This window comes from Nocardia brasiliensis IFM 10847, from assembly GCF_000710915.1.
GTDB lineage: Bacteria > Actinomycetota > Actinomycetes > Mycobacteriales > Mycobacteriaceae > Nocardia > Nocardia brasiliensis_A.
Genome location: NZ_BAUA01000092.1, coordinates 1 through 19,210 on the forward strand (window position 1 = coordinate 1; position 19,210 = coordinate 19,210).

General features: G+C 68.7%; 21 protein-coding genes and 1 pseudogene. 6 read left to right on the forward strand and 16 right to left on the reverse strand.

The genetic code is table 11. The annotated features are described in order from the left end of the window. The 11 genes and pseudogenes from NBRGI_RS20270 to NBRGI_RS20320 all read right to left on the reverse strand — a co-directional run. A pseudogene (locus NBRGI_RS20270) lies at positions 1–746 on the reverse strand (hypothetical protein); the annotation flags it as partial. Positions 747–811: 65 nt separating this feature from the next. Further along, positions 812–1,627: a hypothetical protein gene (locus NBRGI_RS20275; protein ID WP_029898629.1), complete on the reverse strand. Its 816-nt coding sequence runs from the start codon at positions 1,625–1,627 to the stop codon at positions 812–814. Further along, entirely contained in the window at positions 1,624–2,241 is a 618-nt protein-coding gene (locus NBRGI_RS20280) for a hypothetical protein (RefSeq protein WP_029898631.1), read from the reverse strand. Before NBRGI_RS20280 ends, NBRGI_RS20275 begins: the two co-directional genes overlap by 4 nt. Further along, on the reverse strand, positions 2,238–2,522 hold the full coding sequence (locus tag NBRGI_RS20285) for a hypothetical protein (protein WP_014986527.1): 285 nt from the start codon (positions 2,520–2,522) through the stop codon (positions 2,238–2,240). Before NBRGI_RS20285 ends, NBRGI_RS20280 begins: the two co-directional genes overlap by 4 nt. Next, the gene (locus NBRGI_RS20290) at positions 2,522–2,818 is read right to left on the reverse strand and encodes a hypothetical protein (protein WP_014986528.1); all 297 of its coding nucleotides are present in this window, start codon (positions 2,816–2,818) and stop codon (positions 2,522–2,524) included. The genes NBRGI_RS20285 and NBRGI_RS20290 overlap by 1 nt, the downstream gene beginning before the upstream one ends. A gap of 51 nt (positions 2,819–2,869) precedes the next feature. Further along, complete coding sequence (locus NBRGI_RS20295) at positions 2,870–3,538, reverse strand: DUF6668 family protein (protein WP_036560027.1); 669 nt, start codon at positions 3,536–3,538, stop codon at positions 2,870–2,872. Further along, on the reverse strand, positions 3,535–4,413 hold the full coding sequence (locus NBRGI_RS20300; RefSeq protein ID WP_029898637.1) for a MinD/ParA family ATP-binding protein: 879 nt from the start codon (positions 4,411–4,413) through the stop codon (positions 3,535–3,537). The genes NBRGI_RS20295 and NBRGI_RS20300 overlap by 4 nt, the downstream gene beginning before the upstream one ends. Positions 4,414–4,429: 16 nt before the next feature. Further along, positions 4,430–5,389: a hypothetical protein gene (locus NBRGI_RS20305; protein ID WP_029898639.1), complete on the reverse strand. Its 960-nt coding sequence runs from the start codon at positions 5,387–5,389 to the stop codon at positions 4,430–4,432. A gap of 57 nt (positions 5,390–5,446) precedes the next feature. After that, complete coding sequence (locus NBRGI_RS20310; protein ID WP_029898643.1) at positions 5,447–7,075, reverse strand: cutinase family protein; 1,629 nt, start codon at positions 7,073–7,075, stop codon at positions 5,447–5,449. A gap of 363 nt (positions 7,076–7,438) precedes the next feature. After that, on the reverse strand, positions 7,439–9,826 hold the full coding sequence (locus NBRGI_RS20315; protein ID WP_029898644.1) for a RelA/SpoT family protein: 2,388 nt from the start codon (positions 9,824–9,826) through the stop codon (positions 7,439–7,441). Positions 9,827–10,126: 300 nt separating this feature from the next. Then, positions 10,127–11,071 (reverse strand): alkaline phosphatase family protein, encoded by a 945-nt coding sequence (locus tag NBRGI_RS20320; protein ID WP_029898645.1) that lies wholly within the window; start codon positions 11,069–11,071, stop codon positions 10,127–10,129. 215 nt (positions 11,072–11,286) lie between these two features. Here NBRGI_RS20320 and NBRGI_RS20325 point away from each other — a divergent pair, with 215 nt between their 5' ends. Further along, complete coding sequence (locus tag NBRGI_RS20325) at positions 11,287–12,048, forward strand: metallophosphoesterase family protein (RefSeq protein ID WP_029898646.1); 762 nt, start codon at positions 11,287–11,289, stop codon at positions 12,046–12,048. 80 nt (positions 12,049–12,128) lie between these two features. Here the strand turns inward: NBRGI_RS20325 and NBRGI_RS20330 are convergent, their stop codons facing one another. The 3 genes from NBRGI_RS20330 to NBRGI_RS20340 all read right to left on the reverse strand — a co-directional run bounded on the left by NBRGI_RS20330 (position 12,129) and on the right by NBRGI_RS20340 (position 15,225). Then, positions 12,129–12,764, reverse strand: coding sequence for an NUDIX hydrolase (locus NBRGI_RS20330; protein ID WP_029898647.1), 636 nt, complete (start codon positions 12,762–12,764; stop codon positions 12,129–12,131). A 221-nt stretch (positions 12,765–12,985) separates the two neighbouring features. Continuing rightward, a complete protein-coding gene (locus NBRGI_RS20335) occupies positions 12,986–14,239 on the reverse strand; it encodes an adenylosuccinate synthetase (RefSeq protein WP_029898648.1) in 1,254 nt (417 codons plus the stop codon). A gap of 38 nt (positions 14,240–14,277) precedes the next feature. Beyond that, complete coding sequence (locus NBRGI_RS20340) at positions 14,278–15,225, reverse strand: hypothetical protein (RefSeq protein ID WP_029898649.1); 948 nt, start codon at positions 15,223–15,225, stop codon at positions 14,278–14,280. Between the two features lie 99 nt (positions 15,226–15,324). Between NBRGI_RS20340 and NBRGI_RS20345 the strand changes: the two genes are divergently transcribed. The 3 genes from NBRGI_RS20345 to NBRGI_RS20355 all read left to right on the forward strand — a co-directional run bounded on the left by NBRGI_RS20345 (position 15,325) and on the right by NBRGI_RS20355 (position 17,378). Then, entirely contained in the window at positions 15,325–15,711 is a 387-nt protein-coding gene (locus NBRGI_RS20345; RefSeq protein ID WP_029898652.1) for a RidA family protein, read from the forward strand. Positions 15,712–15,811: 100 nt separating this feature from the next. Then, positions 15,812–16,840, forward strand: coding sequence for a saccharopine dehydrogenase family protein (locus NBRGI_RS20350; RefSeq protein ID WP_029898654.1), 1,029 nt, complete (start codon positions 15,812–15,814; stop codon positions 16,838–16,840). Positions 16,841–16,898: 58 nt separating this feature from the next. Continuing rightward, on the forward strand, positions 16,899–17,378 hold the full coding sequence (locus NBRGI_RS20355) for a YbaK/EbsC family protein (protein WP_029898656.1): 480 nt from the start codon (positions 16,899–16,901) through the stop codon (positions 17,376–17,378). Positions 17,379–17,383: 5 nt separating this feature from the next. Here NBRGI_RS20355 and NBRGI_RS20360 read toward each other — a convergent pair whose 3' ends face one another. Then, entirely contained in the window at positions 17,384–17,878 is a 495-nt protein-coding gene (locus NBRGI_RS20360) for a winged helix-turn-helix transcriptional regulator (RefSeq protein WP_235211028.1), read from the reverse strand. Positions 17,879–17,931: 53 nt separating this feature from the next. Here NBRGI_RS20360 and NBRGI_RS20365 point away from each other — a divergent pair, with 53 nt between their 5' ends. Together NBRGI_RS20365 and NBRGI_RS20370 are read left to right on the forward strand one after the other, a co-directional pair. After that, positions 17,932–18,381: a nuclear transport factor 2 family protein gene (locus NBRGI_RS20365; RefSeq protein ID WP_029898660.1), complete on the forward strand. Its 450-nt coding sequence runs from the start codon at positions 17,932–17,934 to the stop codon at positions 18,379–18,381. Positions 18,382–18,390: 9 nt separating this feature from the next. Then, positions 18,391–18,762 (forward strand): MmcQ/YjbR family DNA-binding protein, encoded by a 372-nt coding sequence (locus NBRGI_RS20370; RefSeq protein ID WP_029898663.1) that lies wholly within the window; start codon positions 18,391–18,393, stop codon positions 18,760–18,762. A gap of 26 nt (positions 18,763–18,788) precedes the next feature. Here the strand turns inward: NBRGI_RS20370 and acpM are convergent, their stop codons facing one another. Next, positions 18,789–19,094, reverse strand: a complete 306-nt coding sequence (gene acpM, locus NBRGI_RS20375) for a meromycolate extension acyl carrier protein AcpM (RefSeq protein WP_029898665.1) — start codon at positions 19,092–19,094, stop codon at positions 18,789–18,791. Positions 19,095–19,210 lie beyond the last annotated feature (116 nt).

The following is a 19,210-nucleotide window of genomic DNA, read 5'->3' on the forward strand; positions in this document are numbered from 1 at the left end:
AGCAGACCCTGGCGCACGATGGCCAGCACGATCTGCGCGAGCGCGCCGAGCAGGCCGACGATCGCGATGATCAACACCAAGCCCGGCGAAAACGCCTGCAACTTACTGGTTTTCACCATCAGCTCGGCCAGGTCCTTGGCGTTGCCGTTGGTCGAGTCGTTGATGATCCACTCGGAGAAGCGATCCGAGGCCTGGGTGCCCGCGACGATCACCGCGCCCAGCATCCAGGAACTGAACACCACCCGCGCGAACATCCGGAACGACTCGGCCGCCTCGTTCATCGTGGCCCCGCGTCTGGCCTCGGCGAGCCGGGCGCCGGACAGGATCACCGAGGCTATCAAGAGCAATATCTGAGCTTGATAGGTGTAATCGTTGATCTTGGTGAACAGCGAGCCGGAGTCGCTGGCCGCCTCGTTGGGCACCTTCATCCAGAAGGTCAACGCCAGGATGATGGCCTCACCGAGGCCGTTCATCAGCGAGTCGACCACCTTGCCGAAGGTCGAATCCCAGGCCTTGTCCTTCACGGCGGTGGCGGCCTGGCCTGGATGCGAGGCGGCGTTGCCCGCCTTGCACGCGGCCGAGGCGGCGTCGCCGAGCGAGATGCCCGGCAGACCGACATTGTCGAGCGTGTCGTGGATTTCGTTGCACGTCTCGTCGAAGCCGTAGGTCTGCCCGTACGCGACCGTCGGCGTCGCGACCATCACCGTGAAGATGACCGCGAAAATCGTGAGTATTCGCCTCACCATTGTGTGCACCCCTCGCTGCTGCGCTGGTCGGCCGTCAAGTGTTTCCCGCGCCTTTCTCACCGTGCTCACCATTTCGTCCACCCGCCGAGCGATTCGACGTACTCGGTCTGCGGGGTGTTGGACGTCGAGGGCTTGAGCCGCCAGTCGCCGGCGTCCCAGACCATGACCAGGCGGACCGCCGCCCACAGTTGTTTGCCGTCCACCACCGGCCCGCGCGTGGCGAGCCGGACGATGGCCAGATCGTCGGCGTAGTCGTCGACCTTGAACGCATCGGAGGCGACGAAGTACTTGGTCACCTTCTCCGGCTGCTGCTCGGGCAGCTTGTCCGCCGCGAGCGCCCGGTCGTAGGCCGCGATCTGGGCCGCCGAGACCCGCACCTGCCGCACGTACAGGTCACGGAAGGCCGGTCTCGCGTTGAGCCGGTAGGTGATCTGCGCCGCGGCCAGCACCGCACCCTGCGGCGTGTGCGAATAGCCCACGGCCAGATTGTCTTCGATGCGGGTCGGCCCGTCGGAGGTGGAGAACGGCACCGACGCGCCGTAGACCCGCTGCCAGCCGTGCGGGGCGGTGGTGCCCTCGGGCGCCGCGGTCAGCCAGTCACCGTCGTCCGGCTTGCGCTGGCGGGTCGGATCCTGCGGAAGTATCTGCCCCGCAGCGTTGTTCGGCACATCGACGCGCCGGCCGAGGATATCGACCTCGGGGTTGCCGAAGCCGGAGCCGCCTGCCGATTCCGCGGCTACGGGACCGGTGGCCGCCGCGCCGCCGTCGTCGCGGCTGACGTACACGATGATGCCCACGATCACGATGAGCGCCAGCACGGCGGCGGACGCCACGGCACCGAAGGAGACGCGATCGCGCGCGTACGACTCCTTCTCACTCATGACTGCGGTGCCTCCAATTTCACGGTGTCGGTGGGTAATACGTCGATCGGATCGATCGGTCTGGCCATGGTGCCCGGATCGGGCAGGCGTAAGCGCCAGTCCTGGCCGAACCATTCGACGGTGGTGTGGTTCACCGCCTTGGAGTTGTCGGAGTATTCGGTGTGCACATCGACGGTGCTGCGTTCGTCGGTGTAACCGGTGATCTTGTAGCCGAGCACTCTCGGCGCGTACTCGGGCGCGGCCGGGCCGGTGATCGAGAGTTGGAACCGGTTGATCGCCCACTCGTCCTTGGCCGGACCCGGAACGAGTTCGCGCGCCGCGACTTTCGCCCACTGGCTGTCGGCAGCCACCGCGAGCCGCACCGCGTGCGTGATCGCGGCGACGCCCGCGCCGCGCGGCGAATGCTCGAAACCCGTTGCGGCGCCGTCGGCGACCGACTTGGGCCCCTGATCGGTATGCGGCAACGCCACACCCTGGAACGGCTGCCAGCGCACGCCGGTCGGCGGCGCGGACAGGTCGGGTCCGGTCTGCTCGTCACCGCCGCCGCAGCCCACCGTGGCGAGCAGCAGCGCGGCGCCGAAGGCCCCCGCCGTGGTCCCCCTGCGCTCGCTCACGTCGGCAGGAACGCCAAGGCGATCCCCGACGCTGTGCTGGCCACCGTCGCTCCGAGCAGACTCATCAGCACCCCGTGCGAGGCGTCGTTCATCGCCAGATCGCTGCGAAACGCGATCCACAGCCGGCCCGCCGAGACGATCATCCAGGCCAGGCACACCAGCAGGACGAACCAGAGCAGCCAGTTCAGCAGCTGCATCAGCGGTTGCAGTACCTCCGACGGCATCTGCTTGTAGGCCAGCAGCTCGACTGCCGACGCGCGCACGGTTCCCATCGCGGACATCAGGTTCCGATGACGGCGTTCATGATGGTGCCCGCGCTGGTCGCGACGACGCCGCCGATCATGGCCCCCGCCACCATCTTCGGCGACTCCAGCCCGCCACCGGTCCACTTCTCCCACGCGAATTTGCCACCCGCGTAGGTGATTCCGCAGATGCCGGAGAGCAGCACGAACCAGGTCAGGTAGCGCACCAGCTGCAGGATCTTCTCCGAGCCCGGAGGCGCCTCCGGGGTCGGATTACCGACCTGCGCAAGGACGGTGCCGTACGTCTCCTGCACGGCGAGGAGAATCGTGCTCATCGGGTGCCTTTCTCGAAAGTAGTTGGGTCGTCGCCGATTCCATGCGTGAGGTCACTGATCAGGCGGCTTGCGGCCGCCCCGGTGCGCCGGATCGTCGAGTTCCGCCTCCTCCAGTGCCGTGCGTGCCGCCGCGACGATGTCGGCGCCGAGCTCTCGGACATCGAGCGGTACCTCCTCCAGCGGATCGATCTTGCGCTTCTTCGGTGGCATCGGGTCGCCCGGCGTCCACACCGGCAACTTCTCCGGTTCTACCAGCGTCCACTCCTCGTACCACGGGACCTGCCACAACTGGCCGGCCAGCGAACCGACCACGTCGCGATAGCGGCGGATCTCGGCGGGCAGCCGGCCGGGCCGGGCCGCGACGGTGATCAGCCCGAGCACCTCGCAGGAACCCGCGAAACCCGAATGATGTTGGCGCAGTAGATCGTGCGCGCGGGTGAGGCCCGAGATGGTCTCCCTGGCCACCAGCACGACGAAGGGGGACTCGCGATCGAAGACACCGGGCCAGCGTCTGCTCGAATCCGCCGCGGGCGCAAGCACATGCGCGAGGCTACTGGCGCCCGCACCGCCGTGTACGCCGAGCAGCCAGACCAGCGGTGCGCGGCCGATTCCGGGCACCGGACGGTCCCAGATGGGGGCGCGCCGCGACTCCGGCGGGGCGACGACACCGACGGGCGCGGATTCGGGTTGTTGACGTCGAAAACTCATGGCGGCGGTCATGATGCCACCCCGGCGAGCAGGCGCCCATAAGCCCGGCGCGTCTCGATGGCCAACGAGGCGTGGCGGACCAGCTCGCCTCTGGCCAGGTGCGGGTCATAGGGAATCTCGCGGATATCGCGCACCCACCCGGACAGATGCTCACGCAAATGCTCGGCAACGCGCGATTCGGTGCCGGGATGCTGGTGCGAGATGACGATGGTGGTGTCGCCGACGATGCCGCCGCCCTGCCCCTCCGAGGAGTCCCCGAACTGGTCGTCCAGCCATTCCAGGGTGACCCGCAACCGGTTCGCGGCGTCGGCGCGCGCCGGAATGGCAAGTACCAGAGCGACATCCGCGTCATCGAGCAGAGGCCGTAGCTGCCGTCCGGCAATCGGACTGCCGCCGTCGTACACCGCGGTGTGCCCGGAGTCGTACACCGCGCGCGCCACCGTGAGGTAGGTCGCACGCCGGCGCAGCGGCGCCGAGTCCCGCCACAGCAGGCCGATGCCCGAGGTCGCCCGGGACAGGCATTCCTTCAGCGGCGCGGGTTCGTCGTCGCCGCGGCCGTATAGCCAGGACTGCAGGCTGATCGGGTGCAGGTGCTCGTCCGCGCCGCGCAGCGCGAGGTCGCTGCCGGCCTGCGTCGCGTCCACCGCGACCGTGGGGGTACCCGCCATGCCGAGCTCGCCGGCGATGCCGAGCGCCGTGGTGGTGGTGCCCGCGCCACCGCAGCCGCCGACCACCAGGATCGGACGTTGTAACGGTTGTTCCGCGCCGGAACCACCGCCCTTGCCGCGCCGCAATCGCACCACCGGAGCCTTGGAGCGCCCAGGCTTGCCCGACGATTCACCCGCTTCGGGTGCCTCGTCGAGCCAGCGGCTCCAGTCCTCTCCCATCGCTTCCTGCTCTCCTCTACCCGGCCGCGATGCCCGTGATCAGGGTGCGGCCGTCGATCACCGCGGTGGTGACCGTCTGCTTGTTGTACGTGGCGGGCACGCCGCCGGGGCGGTACTCGGTGACCTCCACCGAGTACCGGTTGTCCGCGATGGTCACGATCCGCACGCAGTGGGTGGTTCCGGCGGGGATCGTATCGATGCCGCGTTGGATGGTCGCGGCGGGTGACACAGTCGCGTCGTCGGCGACCGCCTGCCTGGCCCGTTCGCCGGACCGCTCGACGTAGTAGGCGTACTGGAACGCCATGATGGCGTCGGGACCCGTTGCGGTGCTGCCCTTTTCGGCACCGCGCACGATGGTCGCCGCGTGTTCGGTGGGGCAGGCGCCGTTCGGGCGGTGGGTGGACACACCCGCCTGCGACCGGCTGAGCAAGCTGTCGGTGCTCACGCCCGCCTGCACGCTGCCCGCGGTGAACTGCACCGAGGCGGCCGGCGTCGGCGTCCTGGGCGCGGCCCGGTGGTTCGCCGAATTCAGCAGGAACAGCACGCCCGCGGCCGCCGCGCCGAGCAGCAGCACGGCGATGATCAGCACCACGAACACCCGGGTCCGGCGCGACCCGCGCGCCCGCGCCTGCGCGCGCAGCGCACCGGACGGGCGCCGGCGCGGCTGGTCGAAGTGGTCGTAGTCGTCCTCGTCGGGCCACGGGAAGCGCACCAGGTCGGCGTCGCGCGGGGTGTAGTCGTCGTCCGGGCCGGGCGCGCGCCCCACCCAATCCGACCAGCCGCCGGTGAATTCGCTGCGCTGGGCGGCGAGTTCGGCGGGCACCTCGGGCGCGGGCTCGTCGCGGATGTAGTGCGGGTACCGGGCCGGGCCGTCGTCGTCGAGCTGTACCGCGTCCGTCTCGTCCCGGTGCACCGGGGCGGTCTCCGGCTCCAGTGCGCCGTACCACCGCGACAGATCTTTGTACGACTTCAACATTCCCCCATTCCCGCTGAGCGAGACGCATGATGCAGCATCGTCGGACCCTCTCGGCGATCAGTTCGTGGAGAACGGGTAGGTGTTGGCGGTGCCGGGTCGATCGGTGGGCGGAATCGACGTCGCGCCGCCGGATGAGGCGCCATCGGCTCCTGTCCCGAACGGAAATTGTCCCGTACCGGACGAATTCGGCGTAGTCGACGCGCCGGATTGCTCGCCGAAGAATCCCGTCGGTGGCTTATCTGCGCCACCGCGTGGACTGCCGTTCGCGCCGAATGCACCGGCGATATCGCGGGCGATCGCGGCAAACCAATCGGCCACGAATGTCGTGGGTGTGTCACCGTTCGCGGCGACCGTCGCGGTGTTGTACGCGTGATGGCGCTGCACGGTGTCCCAATATCGCACCCAGGTGGTGGCATTGAGTAATTCGCTGTTGTCGGTGATGTTCTGTACAACCGCGTCGAAGGCCTGGTTCACCAATCGAACACCCGTGGTCGGCGGCACGAGCTGAGTCAGCGCGCCCGCGAGTTTGGTACCGAGCGAAAGCAGGGCGGCCGGCGGATCGGACAGTCCGGCGGTGGCCAGTTCGCTGATGGCGGCGGGGTTGAGCACCGACTTCACCACCGTGACGACCGCGTTCAACCCGATCATGCCGACCTTCAGCAGCGCCTGCAGCGCCGCGGGCAGGTCCAGCGGGGTCCGCGGGTCGGCGGCGTCGGCGAGCCGCTCGGAGATCGACTTCTTGGGCGAGAGCGACAGCGTGGCGAGCGAATTGCCCTGCACGTCCTCGTTGACCACTTTGGTCGCGGTCTTGATCGAGGTGTACGCCAGTGCCTGGGCGATGGAGACCAGCGAGGTGATCGGGTCGCCACCGCTGAGCTTGGACTGCCCGACGACGTTGGTGACGGCCTTCAGAATCGGCGCGCCCTGCGGTGCGTCGCACGCCAGGTCGCCCGCGGCGCAGAAACTCGCCACGCGGCCGGTGAGCGCCCCGAAATTGGCCGCCCGGTCCCGGTCCGGGCCGATGCCGCCGCCGGTGGCCGGCGTCAGCGGCAGCGCGGTGAGTTCGGCCAGCCGATCACCCGCCGTGCCCGGGGCGGGATCGGGCGTCGCCTTGCCCGGCGAACCGGGGAACAGCGGGGCGCCCGCGTTGCGGGTCGGGTCGCCGAACAGGGCCACCGCGGCGACCTTGTCGGCGGGCAGCACCCCGTTCCCCTGTCCGACCTCCTGGGCGAAGACCGAAGCGACGTGCGCGCCCTGCGAGTAGCCGACCACCGCGAACCGGGTGTCGGCACACCGGTCGGCGACGTTCTTGGCCATCGTCCGCAGCCGGACCAGGCCGCCGGTGACCGATTCCGAGTACGGCACCGCGGCGCCGGCGGTTGCGCCGCCGAAACTGGATTCGTAGGGCACATAGGCACGGTCCACCAGACCGGCGTCCGCCGCCTTGGCCAGCATCGGCCGGAAGACGGTGGACAGCATTCCGGTGTCGGTGGACGGCGCGGCATCCGGCGACGATTCGCCGGTACCTTGAATTCCCAAGGCGTACAGTGCCGGACAAGCGCTGAGCGCGATGTTCGTCGACGGGCCCGCGGGTTTCGGCGGATCGGCTACGGCGATTCCCGCGGTAGCCACAGTCACGGCGAGTGCTGTCAGCACCCCCGTGACACCTGCCGAATAGTTAGTCATAGCGATCCGCAATCAATCCGTGTTGCCGCAGCTATCATCAACGCCATGAAACGCAATAGACCGTAACAGATTCCGGCTATTGCTGTGGCATCGCCGAAAAGTTTGCATGAACTGCCGAAAGCACTCTGACACATTCCGGCGTGCCGTCAATAACCCTCCGGCAACTTTCCGATGGTCCGAAAACGAGAGCAACCGGTCGGCGATCCACCCGCGACGCGAAAAGCCCACCGCGACGCCAACTTCCGGCCGCGCGACGACGCCGGCATTCGGACAGAAACCACCGCGTCGGCAAATGGATTGCCCAAATGTTGCCAATGCCAAAGCCAATGACACGTCAAGGGGAGCTGACCAGCAACCCGGATATCAGGCGGCGGAGGTAACGCGGTAGACGTCGTAGACGCCTTCCACATTGCGGACCACGTTCAGCAGATGGCCCAGGTGCTTCGGATCGCCCATCTCGAAGGTGAACTTGCTGATCGCCACCCGGTCGCCGTGCGTGGCCACCGACGCGGACAGGATGTTCACCTTCTCGTCGGCGAGCACCTTCGTCACGTCGGAGAGCAACCGGGTACGGTCGAGCGCCTCGATCTGGATGGCCACCAGGAACACCGAGGACGGCGACGGCGCCCAGGCCACCTCGATGATGCGTTCGGCCTGATCCTGCAGCGATCCGGCGTTGGTGCAGTCGGTGCGGTGCACGCTGACCGCGCCGCCGCGCGTCACGAAGCCCATGATCTCGTCGCCCGGCACCGGCGTACAGCACTTGGCCAGCTTGGCCACCGTGCCCGGCGCCCCGGGAATCAGCACACCCGCGTCGCCGGTGGTCCGCTGCCGCGCCGGGGTGGTCGACGGGGTGGACCGCTCGGCCAGCTCGTTCTCCACGTCACCGATGCCGCCCAGCTGCGCCATCAGGCGCTGCACCACGTGATGCGCGGAGACCTGGTGCTCACCGACCGCGGTGTACAGCGTGGAGATATCGGTGTAGTGCAGTTCGTGCGCGACCGCGGTCATCGCGTCGACGCTCATCAACCGCTGCAGCGGCAGACCGACCCGGCGGACCTCCTTGGAGATCTGCTCCTTGCCGTTCTCCAGGGCCTCCTCGCGGCGCTCCTTGGCGAACCACTGCCGGATCTTGGCCTTGGCGCGCGGGGAGACCACGAAGTTCTGCCAGTCCCGGCTCGGCCCGGCGTTCTGCGCCTTCGAGGTGAACACCTCGACGACCTCACCGTTCTCCAGCTGCCGCTCCAGCGCGACCAGCCTGCCGTTCACCCGGGCGCCGATGCACTTGTGCCCGACCTCGGTGTGCACCGCGTACGCGAAATCGACCGGAGTCGACTTCTGCGGCAGCGTGATCACGTCGCCCTTCGGGGTGAACACGAAGATCTCCGGCGACTTCAGATCGAAACGCAGCGACTCCAGGAACTCGGCCGGGTCGGCCGCCTCGCGCTGCCAGTCGAGCAGCTGACGCATCCACGCCATGTCGTCGACTTCGGTGCTGTCGTTGGAGTGCTTGCCGCGGGTCTCCTTGTACCGCCAGTGCGCGGCGATGCCGAACTCCGCGGTGCGGTGCATGTCCTGGGTGCGGATCTGCACCTCCAGCGGCTTGCCGTCCGGGCCGACCACGGTGGTGTGCAGCGACTGGTAGACGCCGTAGCGCGGCTGGGCGATGTAGTCCTTGAACCGGCCCGCCATCGGCTGCCACAGCGAGTGCACCACGCCGACCGCGGCGTAGCAGTCACGCACCTCGTCGCAGAGGATGCGGATGCCGACCAGGTCGTGGATGTCGTCGAAGTCCTTACCCTTGACGATCATCTTCTGGTAGATCGACCAGTAGTGCTTCGGGCGACCCTCGACGATCGCGTTGATCCGGGAGGCCGCAAGGGTATTGACGATCTCGGCGCGCACCTTGGCCAGGTAGGTGTCGCGTGAGGGCGCCCGGTCGGCGACCAGGCGCACGATCTCGTCGTACTTCTTCGGATGCAGGATGGCGAACGCGAGGTCCTCCAGCTCCCACTTGACCGTCGCCATACCGAGGCGATGGGCAAGCGGCGCAATGACTTCGAGCGTTTCCTTCGCCTTTTTCGCCTGCTTCTCCGGCGGCAGGAAGCGCATGGTGCGCATGTTGTGCAGCCGGTCGGCGACCTTGATCACCAGCACGCGCGGATCGCGCGCCATCGCGATGATCATCTTGCGGATCGTTTCGGCCTCGGCGGCCGCGCCGAGATTGACCTTGTCCAGCTTGGTGACGCCGTCCACCAGGTGCGCCACCTCGGGACCGAAGTCCAGGGTCAGCTGCTCGAGCGAGTAGCCGGTGTCCTCGACGGTGTCGTGCAGCAGCGCGGCCACCAGCGTGGTCGTGTCCATGCCGAGCTCGGCCAGGATGTTGGCCACCGCGAGCGGATGCGTGATGTACGGATCGCCGGACTTGCGGAACTGATGCTTGTGCCGCTCGTCGGCCACGTCGAAGGCGCGCTGCAACAGCGTCAGGTTCGCCTTCGGATACAGCTCACGGTGCACGCTGGCCAGCGGTTCCAGCACCGGCTTCACCGCGGCGATACCGCGCTGACCGGTCATCCGGCGGGCGAGCCTGGCGCGCACCCGGCGCGAGGCCGAGGTCGGCACCGCCGCGGTCGCGCCGGCCGGTCGGGCAGGGGTACCGGGTTTAGGCGGTTCTCCCCCGGTGGCGGCACCGTTCGACTGCGGGGCTCCTGCCGATTGCTCGACATTCGCCTCGCCCAAGTGCTGAGTCATGCCACCACCTCTCAGTGCCCACTGGCGGCGCGCACGGACCCTCCGTGGTTACGCAGGCTGCCGCCTCCGGGCCTGTCGTTCGCGCCGCGTGCCTCGATCGGACCACCCTATCCGACCGTGGCAACCGCCCAGACCACCAACTTTAGTCCCGACGGCGCAGTGCTGTCCGGCGCGCGACGACGGGGGTGCGGTATGGGGGTCTCGGGCCGGATGGCACGAGGTTCGCCGAGTACTCCGAGGCGTACGGGAAAGCGTGACATATCAGGCGTCGCGCGGAGGCGTTTGTCGCCGGACTGATCGCTAACGGATAGTGGCCACGTCGTGGGGCGTGCGGGTGATCATCGACCGGCCGTCGAAGTCCGGACTCGCCGCGACACCCAGCAGATCGACCACGGTCGGGGTGATGTCGACCAGGGTGAACCGTGCGGAGGTGCTGCCCGCGGCGAAGTCCGGGCCCCGGGCGATGACGAAATTCGTTGTCTCGTCCGCGGATCGGCCGCCGTGGCCGCCCTTCGGGGTGTGTCCGTGATCGGCGGTGACCAGGATGGTCCAGCGCTCGCCCGGATTGGCCTGTGCCCGCGCGTCCACCGCGGCGGCGATCCGGCCCACCTGCGCATCGATGCGCCGGACGGCGTCGAGGTAGTCGTCGGACGCGCCGCCGTCCTGATGACCGGCGTGATCGACCTGGTCCAGGTGCGTGAAAAGGAAGTCGGGCGCGAACTTGGTGACGGCGGCGACCACGGCGGTGGTGGTGGCCGCGTCGGTCTTCGCCTCGTCGGGGTCGTCCGGCACGGGCGGGGTGGAAACGACCACGTCGGCGCGCGGATCACCGCTGCCCGTCATGGTCGCGATCTGATCCCAGGTGGCGATGGACTGGGTCTTGAGCGCCGGATCGGCCCGCTCGAGCTGGGTGAACACCGTCGGGTAGGCCGCGAACGGCGCGGCGGTGAAATTGTTGTCCTCGATACCGTGCTTGCGGTCCCACACGCCGGTCAGCACCGACGCCCAGGACGGACCGGAGATGGTGATGTGCGGGGCGATCGAGGAACGGCTGAGCAGCCCTTCTGCGCTGAGCCGCAACAGATTCGGGGCCTGTACCTGCTTCACTTTGTCGAACATCAGGCCGTCCAGCCCGATCACGACAACCTTGTCCACGCGGGTGTCCGCCTGCGCCACACCGGCGACCACGGTCAGCGGCAGCACGGTCGCGGCGGCGACGGCGAGGGCCTTGGCAACGAGGCGCATACCCCGAACCATGCGGGGCGCACCGGCCGCGCGGATAGCCTCCGCGAGCAGTGTTCACCGATGCTTCATCGCTCGCGGCAATGCCCGTTCCCTCGCTGAACAGGGGTTGAACTATCCATAGCCGAAAGCTATTCGACAAGCTCACAGGTGGGTAGCGGGTGGGTGAACGCCGGATTTCGGTTGACACTGCGGCACCGGTGTGGCTGGCTGACGCCATGTCAGCCGATTCCGCGCGGCCCGGTGTCCGGGTCGCGGCCGTCGCGGACACCCATCTGCGCCCCGCCGTTGCCGGACGTTTTCGTCCCGCGTTCCGCCGTCTGGCCGAGCAGGCGGACGTCCTGCTGCTCGCGGGCGATCTCACCGACGGCGGCACGCTCGCCGAGACCGACCTGCTCTGCGCCGAAATCGGCGACCTGCCCGTGCCGGTCGTCGCGGTGCTCGGCAACCACGATCACGACCGGCGGCTCGGCTATCGCATCGCCGCCCAGCTCACCGCCGCCGGCGTGCATATGCTCGACGGGACCGCGATCACCCTCGAGCTGAACGGTTTTCGGCTCGGCATCGCGGGCGTCATGGGCGGCAGCGGCGGCTTCCCCGACCACCCCGGCAACCCGGACACCGGCACCGTGGAGCACCGCGAACGGATGCGCCGCAGCCCGCTGGACGCGCTGCGGTTACAGCAGGCCCTCGACACCTTGGACACCGAAATCCGCATCGCCCTCATGCATTTCGCGCCGACCCTCGACACCCTGGCAGGCGAGCCGCCCAAGATCTACCCCGGCCTCGGCTGCGCCGACCTCGGCCGGGCCGTCGACGCAGGCAGAGCCACCCTCGCCGTCCACGGCCACGCCCACGCCGGCACCGAAATCGGTTGCACACCAGGCGGTATCCCGGTCCGCAACGTCTCCTACCCGGTCCTCGGCCGCCCCTACGCCGTCTACACCCTCACCCCGCACCTCGCCACTGATTCATTCTGAATCCGCCCCGCACCAGCAGCCCAGAAGTGGTGCAGGCTGCCCAGCGCCACCCGGCAACTCGGCCTGGGGGCGAAAGCGGCCTACTCCGCGGACGGCTCGGGGTCGAAGGCCCAGATGGCGGCGGGGCGGCCGGTGGGTTTGACGCGGCGGCGTTCGGTGGTGCGGGCCAGGCCGGGGAGGGCGGCGAGGGTGCGGTTGAGATTGGCGGGGTCGGGGCGAGCGCCGGCCAGGGCGGTGGTGGCTGCGACGGCGCGGGTGGCCGGGAACTCGTCGCCGATCAGGGCGCGGGTGAAGGGCAGGTCCTTCCACAGCAGACCGGAAAGGAGCCCGCGGGCAGCCTCGACGATCCGGTTGTGGTCGAAGGCCAGCTCGGGCACTCCGTCGAATTCGACCCAGTGCGCGGGCCCCTCGTGCGGTCCGACCACCGCCCACATGGCGATCGAGAGCGTCGGCCCGCGGGGGTCACGATTCGGTTCATCGAAGGTCACCAGCTGACCGACCGCACCGATCGCCGCCTGCGGTACCCCGAGCTTCGTGTGCACGGCCCGGCGCGCGGCCTCCACCAACCGCTCCCCCCGCCCGAGCAGCACACCCGGCAACGCCAGCTCACCGGCGAACGGATCCAGCGCCCGCGACGCCACCCCCAAGCGCACCTCGGCGTCGTCACCCCAGAACCGCAACGTCACCACATCCACCGAAACCACAGACTGCTCCACGCCGCCCAATCCTGCCCCACCCCAGCCACTCCGCCCGACGCGGCACATCATGTCGACGTCACCGATTTCCGCCGGACGAGTCGGCGCACGGACGGGGCCCGCGCCAGGTGCGCGCCTGGTACCGGCCGTGGGCGCAGACCGGCCCCGGTGGACTCGCCTCAGCGTGACCCTGCGGTTGTGTTCGACCCCGGGGCTGTCGACCCGGAAGTACGCTGCCACGCCTATCGTGCCGCAGTGGCGAGGGCTGGGGTGCGGTGGGCGCGGGTGGGGCCGTCGGAGGTGAGGGCTACGGGGGTGCCCAGCTGCTGTTCCAGCCAGGGCACCACGTCGGTGGGGAGCTCGGTGAGCACTGGGTCGGCGTGGGCGAGGAGGTCGGTCAACCGTTGCTGGTGGGCGAGGTCTTGCCAGTCGCCGGGCGGCAGTTCGGCGAGAACGCCGCGCTCGGTGCGGTATTCCGTTGCCGCATAACGGGTTCCCGGGGCATCCAGGTGGGTTACGGCCAGCGCATCGATCCCGCCGGACACCGCGATGGCGTAGCGCAGCAGAATGGGGTCCAGGTGTCCGCGGCGGAACTCGCCCTGGTAGCGGCCGGTGGTGTTGTGCCGTTCCGGCAGGTCGAGTGCGCTGTCCTCGGTGGGAAACGGGCCCGCACCGTGTCTGGTCAGGTAGGTGCGGGTGACTCCGAGGACGTCACAGCTCGCGCCGATCTCGGCGAGCAGTGCACGGGCGTTGCGGGGTTCGACGGTGGACCAGGTGGTGTGCGGGTGAAAGCCGCGCCATTCGTCGAGCAGCACCCCCTGCGCCCCTTCGAAGACGAGCCGGCCGCGGCGCGCGAACCCTTCCAGCTGTTCGCCGCCGACGATGCGGACGGCCGCGGCGAACTCCCGATACATCTCGACCAGATCATCGATCGGCTCGTACCCGTGTTCGCTGTTCGCGATCAACGCACCGTAGTGCGCGGCGAGACTCGCGAGCTTCTCCCGAAGCACCTCGGGGCGCAGGCAATCCGCTACGGTCGGCGCCGCGTGCTCGAGTGCGTACGCCGCCGTCTCGCCGATACCCCGCCCGCAGGAACCGTGCCGCGAGGAACCCCTCGCGTCCTCGCGCGCACGGTTCGCGGCGATATGGATCGGCGTGGTGAGCCGAGCTCGTCCGTCGATGCGTAACAGCGACAACGGATCTCGCACGCCGAGCACGGCGAGCTGTTCGGCCTCGCCGGCCAGCGCGATCGGCTCGACCAGCATGTGCCGGGACAGCAATGTCGGCACACCGGAGAACGTGCCGGACCCGAACTGGGCGAAGGTGTGGTGGCGCCCCTGGGCGATCACGTTGTGCGCCGCCTGCGCTCCCCCGTTGAATCGCACCACGGCCGCCACCTCGAGCCCCGCCTCGGCCGAGCACAGCCAGTCGACCGTCGCGCCCTTTCCCGCGTCCCCGAATCCCAGGTCGACAACGACGATGTGCGATCGAAACATGCTCGGCTCCTGTCTATTCCACACCGGGCCAGCCGGATTCAGCGGCGTCCGCTGGGCAATGCCCGCATCCGCGGACCGGTGGCCGCCAACGCCTTACCGACCGACGCGGCCTCGGCCGCCGACCCGACGTCCCGCAGATCCGCCAGCCCCCCATCCACGTCGACGCGGTTCTCCGCCACTCCGATGGTCAGCGCGATGAGTTCGCAGACCGCGGCGGGCTCGTCCAGCTTCATGAAGTGCTGGCCGAGCAGTCCGCGCCAGTGCTCGGCGATTTCCGGATCGTCGTAGTAGTTCGACTGATTCGGCAGGATGTAGTAGACGTGCCAGCGCTCGGCGAGTTCGCGGTAGATGGATTCCACCGAGATGTCGCGGCGCACACTGTCGCCGATCACGCTGCGGATGTGCCGCGACGCCAGCTTCGGCTTGTTCAGCTCGTCGCCGATCAGGAACAGATAGCCCTTCTTGCCCCGCTTCTCCCAAGCGTCGGTCACGATGTGGGTGGCCATGAAATAGGCCGCCAGCTCGTAACTTTCGGACTTCTGCCCACCGCCACCGCCTTCGAGCAGGATGGCGCGCAGTTGCTCGTCCATCCGGTTGTCCGACTCGAACTGCCCGACCTGCAACGGCACTCGGTCGGTGTCGGCATCGCCGATGGCGCCGAACAGGATCTGCGGATCGTCCGCGTAGCCCTTGCGCTGCAGCAGGCCGTGCAGCGTGCCGAGCTTCTGCTGCATGATCCGCGGCACCCGGCCCATCGAGCCGGTGACGTCGAACAGCACCGCGATGGGCAGCGAGTTGTCGTGGTCGGCGGAGTCGCGGCATTCCCGCACCGTGACCCCGAGCGGGTCGAGCGTCGGATGCGCCTGCCAGCTGTCGTAGGGCACGCCCTGCATCTCGGCGGTGTATCCGAAGTCGTCGAGCCCCCGGCTGGCACGGAAGGTCTTGGCCGCCCGGTAGGCGGTGTCGTCCCAATTCCCGTATCCCATGTGATCACTTCCTCTCGTGAACTAGTTTTAGTTTAGGCGACCAAAACTATCGTGGTCAAGAGTTTCCCGTGAATCCCATTGCCTGGCAAGATCGACGGGGTGGAGCTCGAACCGCGTAATCCGACCGAAGGCGTCTACGCCGCGACCGACGACTATGTGCACGCGATGGAGGTGCGAGGCGCCGAACGCCTGCTGTTCATCTCGGGCACGATGGGCTTGGACCCCGACGGGAAACCCGGCGCGACCCTCGCCGAACAACTCGACCTGATCTGGTCGAACCTGCGCGCCATCCTCGCTTCGGCGGGCATGACCGTCGACAACATCGTCCGGCTCACCAGCTACCTGCGCGACCCGGCCTACGCCGACGCGAACGCCGCGGCCCGGGTCGCCGCGCTGAACGGCCGCGCGGTGCCGACCACCGCCATCGTGGTGCAGACGCTGGTCAGCGAGTGGCTTGTCGAGATCGAGGTGGTCGCCGCGGGCTGAACGGCGGCCGGGCGCTCGCGGAATTCCGCCGGGCGGGAATCCGCGGCACCCGGCACGAGTTGGCTCGACTCGACACCATCGCACTTCGAGGAGATCCGACATGCCTTCGTCCGTGGCCGTTTTCGGCGCCTACGGCCACACCGGCCGCTTCATCGTCGCCGAACTGGTGCGGCACGGCTGGACGCCGATCCTGTCCGGTCGCGACGAAGTTCGGCTGCGCGGACTCGCCGGCGTATATCCCGGGCTCGAGGTTCGGCCCGCGACCATCGATGACCCGGCGGCGCTCGATCGCGCCCTCGCGGGCAGTGTGGCCGTGATCAACGCGGCCGGACCGTTCGGCGATACGGTCCCGGCAGTGGTCGAGGCCGCCCTGCGCGCGGGCGTGCACTACGTCGACGTCGCCGCCGAGGTGGAGGTGGTCGCCGAAACCGTTGCGACTTACCAGGATCGCGCCACCGCGGCGGGTATCGTGGTCGCGCCCGCGATCGCCTTCTACGGCGGGCTCGGCGACCTTCTCGCCAGCGCCGCCATGGCCGATCTGCCCGCAGCCGACGAGATCGAACTCGCCTTCGCCCTCGACAGCTGGGTGCCCACGAAAGGCACGAGGCAGGCCGGTGCCGCCTCGCGCGGGCGCCGCAACGGACAGCGACTCGTCTACCGCGACGGCGCATTCGGACTTCGCGACGACGCGGCCCCGGTGTCGGAGCGGACCTTTCCCGCGCCGTTCGGGAAGCAGACCGTCGTCGGCGATTTCACCACCGCCGACAGCGTCACCATTCCATATCACCTGAAAACCGCCGCCCTGCACACCTATATGACCGCTGCTCCCCTGCGCGACCTCGCCTCCGGCGATCTCACACCGCCGCAGCCCGCCGACGAATCCGGCCGATCCGCTCAGCAGTTCCTGGTCGAGGTCGTGGTCCGATCCGGTTCGCTGCGACGCCACGCGGTCGTCGCCGGGCGCGACATCTACGCGGTCACCGCACCGATCGCGGTGGAAGCGTTGTCGCACATCACTTCCGGGGGACGCTCCGGCGTGCGCACCGCCGCTCAGCTCGGCGACCCCGGCGCGATCCTCCGCGCCCTGCTGCCCGCACACCTGGACCGGCTGGAGTTCGACGCCGGCTGACCTGGCGGTGGCGCGAAAATCAGCGGCCGACCACGACGACCGCGGTTAGTATCCCGGCATGGACGAGATCGCCGCGAAACCGACCGTGCTCGCCGTCGAGGCCGCGCTGCGCGCCGCCGGGATCACCCCGCAGATCCGGGTCCTGCCGGAGACCGCCCCGACCGCGGTCGCCGCCGCCCAACAGCTCGGCTGCTCGGTCGCGGCCATCGCGAACAGCCTGATCTTCGACGCGGCGGGCGCGCCGCTGCTGGTCCTCACCAGCGGTGCGCACCGGGTCGACACCGGCAAGGTGGCTGCCCACCTCGGTCTCGCGAAACTCAGCCGCGCCACCGCCGAATTCGTCCGCGCCCACACCGGCCAGGCCATCGGCGGTGTCGCGCCCCTGGGCCATCCCGCCCCGATCCGGACGTTGATCGACGAGAGCTTGGCGGCCCACGACGAGATCTGGGCCGCGGCGGGTCACCCGCACACCGTATTCTGCACGACGTACCGCGAATTACTCGAAGCCACTGGGGCGGAAGCGATCTCGGTGAACTGAGGACGTTACGGCGACATGTGATCGCCGATCAGCATCGTCCCCGGCCCGCGGTGCGCGCCGGGGCCGTGCGCGAATCGGACGTTGTCCGCGGTCAATTCCGCGCCGCATTCCCGGCACACCACCACGCCTGCGGTCACCTTGCCGCAGTCCTCGTGCACGACCAGCGCGGGCGGACCTTCCGGCCCGGCCAGCCAGGTATCGCCCCATGCGACGAGCATGGTCAGCGCCGGGTACAGCTCCCGCCCCTTGGGTGTGAGCAGGTACTCGTGCCGGACCGGATTCGACTGATACTCAACGGCTGCCACGATGCCGTGCGCTTGCAGCGTGGCCAGGCGGGCGGCGAGCACATTGGAGGCGATGCCGAGGTCGCGGCGGATGTCCTCGAAGCGGGACAACCCGACGAACAGATCCCGCAACACCAGCGGTGTCCACCGCTCGCCGATCACGTCGAGGGTGCGCGCGATGGAGCACACCATGTCGGAGAGATCAGCTTTGGGCACCGCGCCAGTCTAGTCCATTGCTTTTTGCAAGCGACTCGGGCTAGGTTGGCGGCATGGACACAGTGCAAGATCCGGCAGCCGCGACCGACGTCGTGGCCGCGTTCCGCACGGCGACCACCACCGCCGATTTCGACACCCTGATGGACCTGCTCACCGAGGACGCGGCGTTGACCTCGCCGCTGTCCGGACGCATGGTCTTTCGCGGCAAAGCGGACCTGCGCGTGCTGCTCACCGCGGCTTACGGTGGACTTTCCGGGTTGCGCTGGACCGATGAGATCGGCGACGGGAAGCGACGGGTGCTGCTCGCGGAAGCGTCCGTCGGCCGGTTCCGGCTCACCGAGGCCTTGGTGCTCGACCTCGCCGACGACGGCCGCATTCGGGGCCTCAGTCCGCACCTGCGCCCCTGGCTCACTCTCACCGCCGTCGCCGTTCGGCTCGCGCCCGGGCTGTTCAAACATCCCGGGGTGCTGCGTCGGGCGATGCGGGCAGCCGCGACGCCGTAGACTCCGGCTATGGACCCGTTGCCACGGATCCGAGCGATCTGCCAGGACCTACCGGAGTGCAGCGAACGGCTGAGCCACGGCTGCCCCACCTTTTTCGTGCGCACCAAGAAGTCGTTCGTCAAGTACATCCCCAGCGGGTACAACGAGCCGGGCCCGACGATCTGGTGCCCAGCGCCCGAGGGCGTGCAGGGCGAGCTGGTGGACGCCGAGCCCACCCGATTCTTCGTGCCGCCATACGTCGGGCACAGCGGCTGGATCGGCGTCCGCCTCGACATCGACCCCGACTGGGGCGAATTCACGGAGATCATCCGAGACGCCTACCGCAGGGTCGCCCCGAAAAAGCTGGTGGCGGAACTCGAATCACGTCTACCTCAGCAATAGCCGGGTGCCGGAACCCTGCTGGTGGCTCACTTATCCTGCCCTTCCTGCAATTTCGTCGTGATCTCGGCGGCGAGTCGAGGCTGTTCGGATTCCATCCGCTGGACGTAGGTCACCGCATCGCCGACGGTGCGCAGCCCGGCCAAGTCCTCGTCGGGGATCTTCACCTCGTATTTGTCCTCCAGCTGCACGGCGATCTCCACCAGCGACAGCGAGTCGATTTCCAGATCGTCGATGAAAGACTTCTCGATAGACACTTCCGCCGCCTCGATGCCGGTCACCTCCTCGACGATCTCCGCGATGCCGGCGACGATGTCTTCCTGTGTAACAGTCATGGCTCACTCTCGTTCGGCTGTCCGCGTCGGCTGAAGGCCAGGTGCCTCGATTGCACCGAGCGGCAGTGCGATTACGCTAAGAGCTCCAGCGGGGTGGAGGTTCAAGAGCTTGTGAC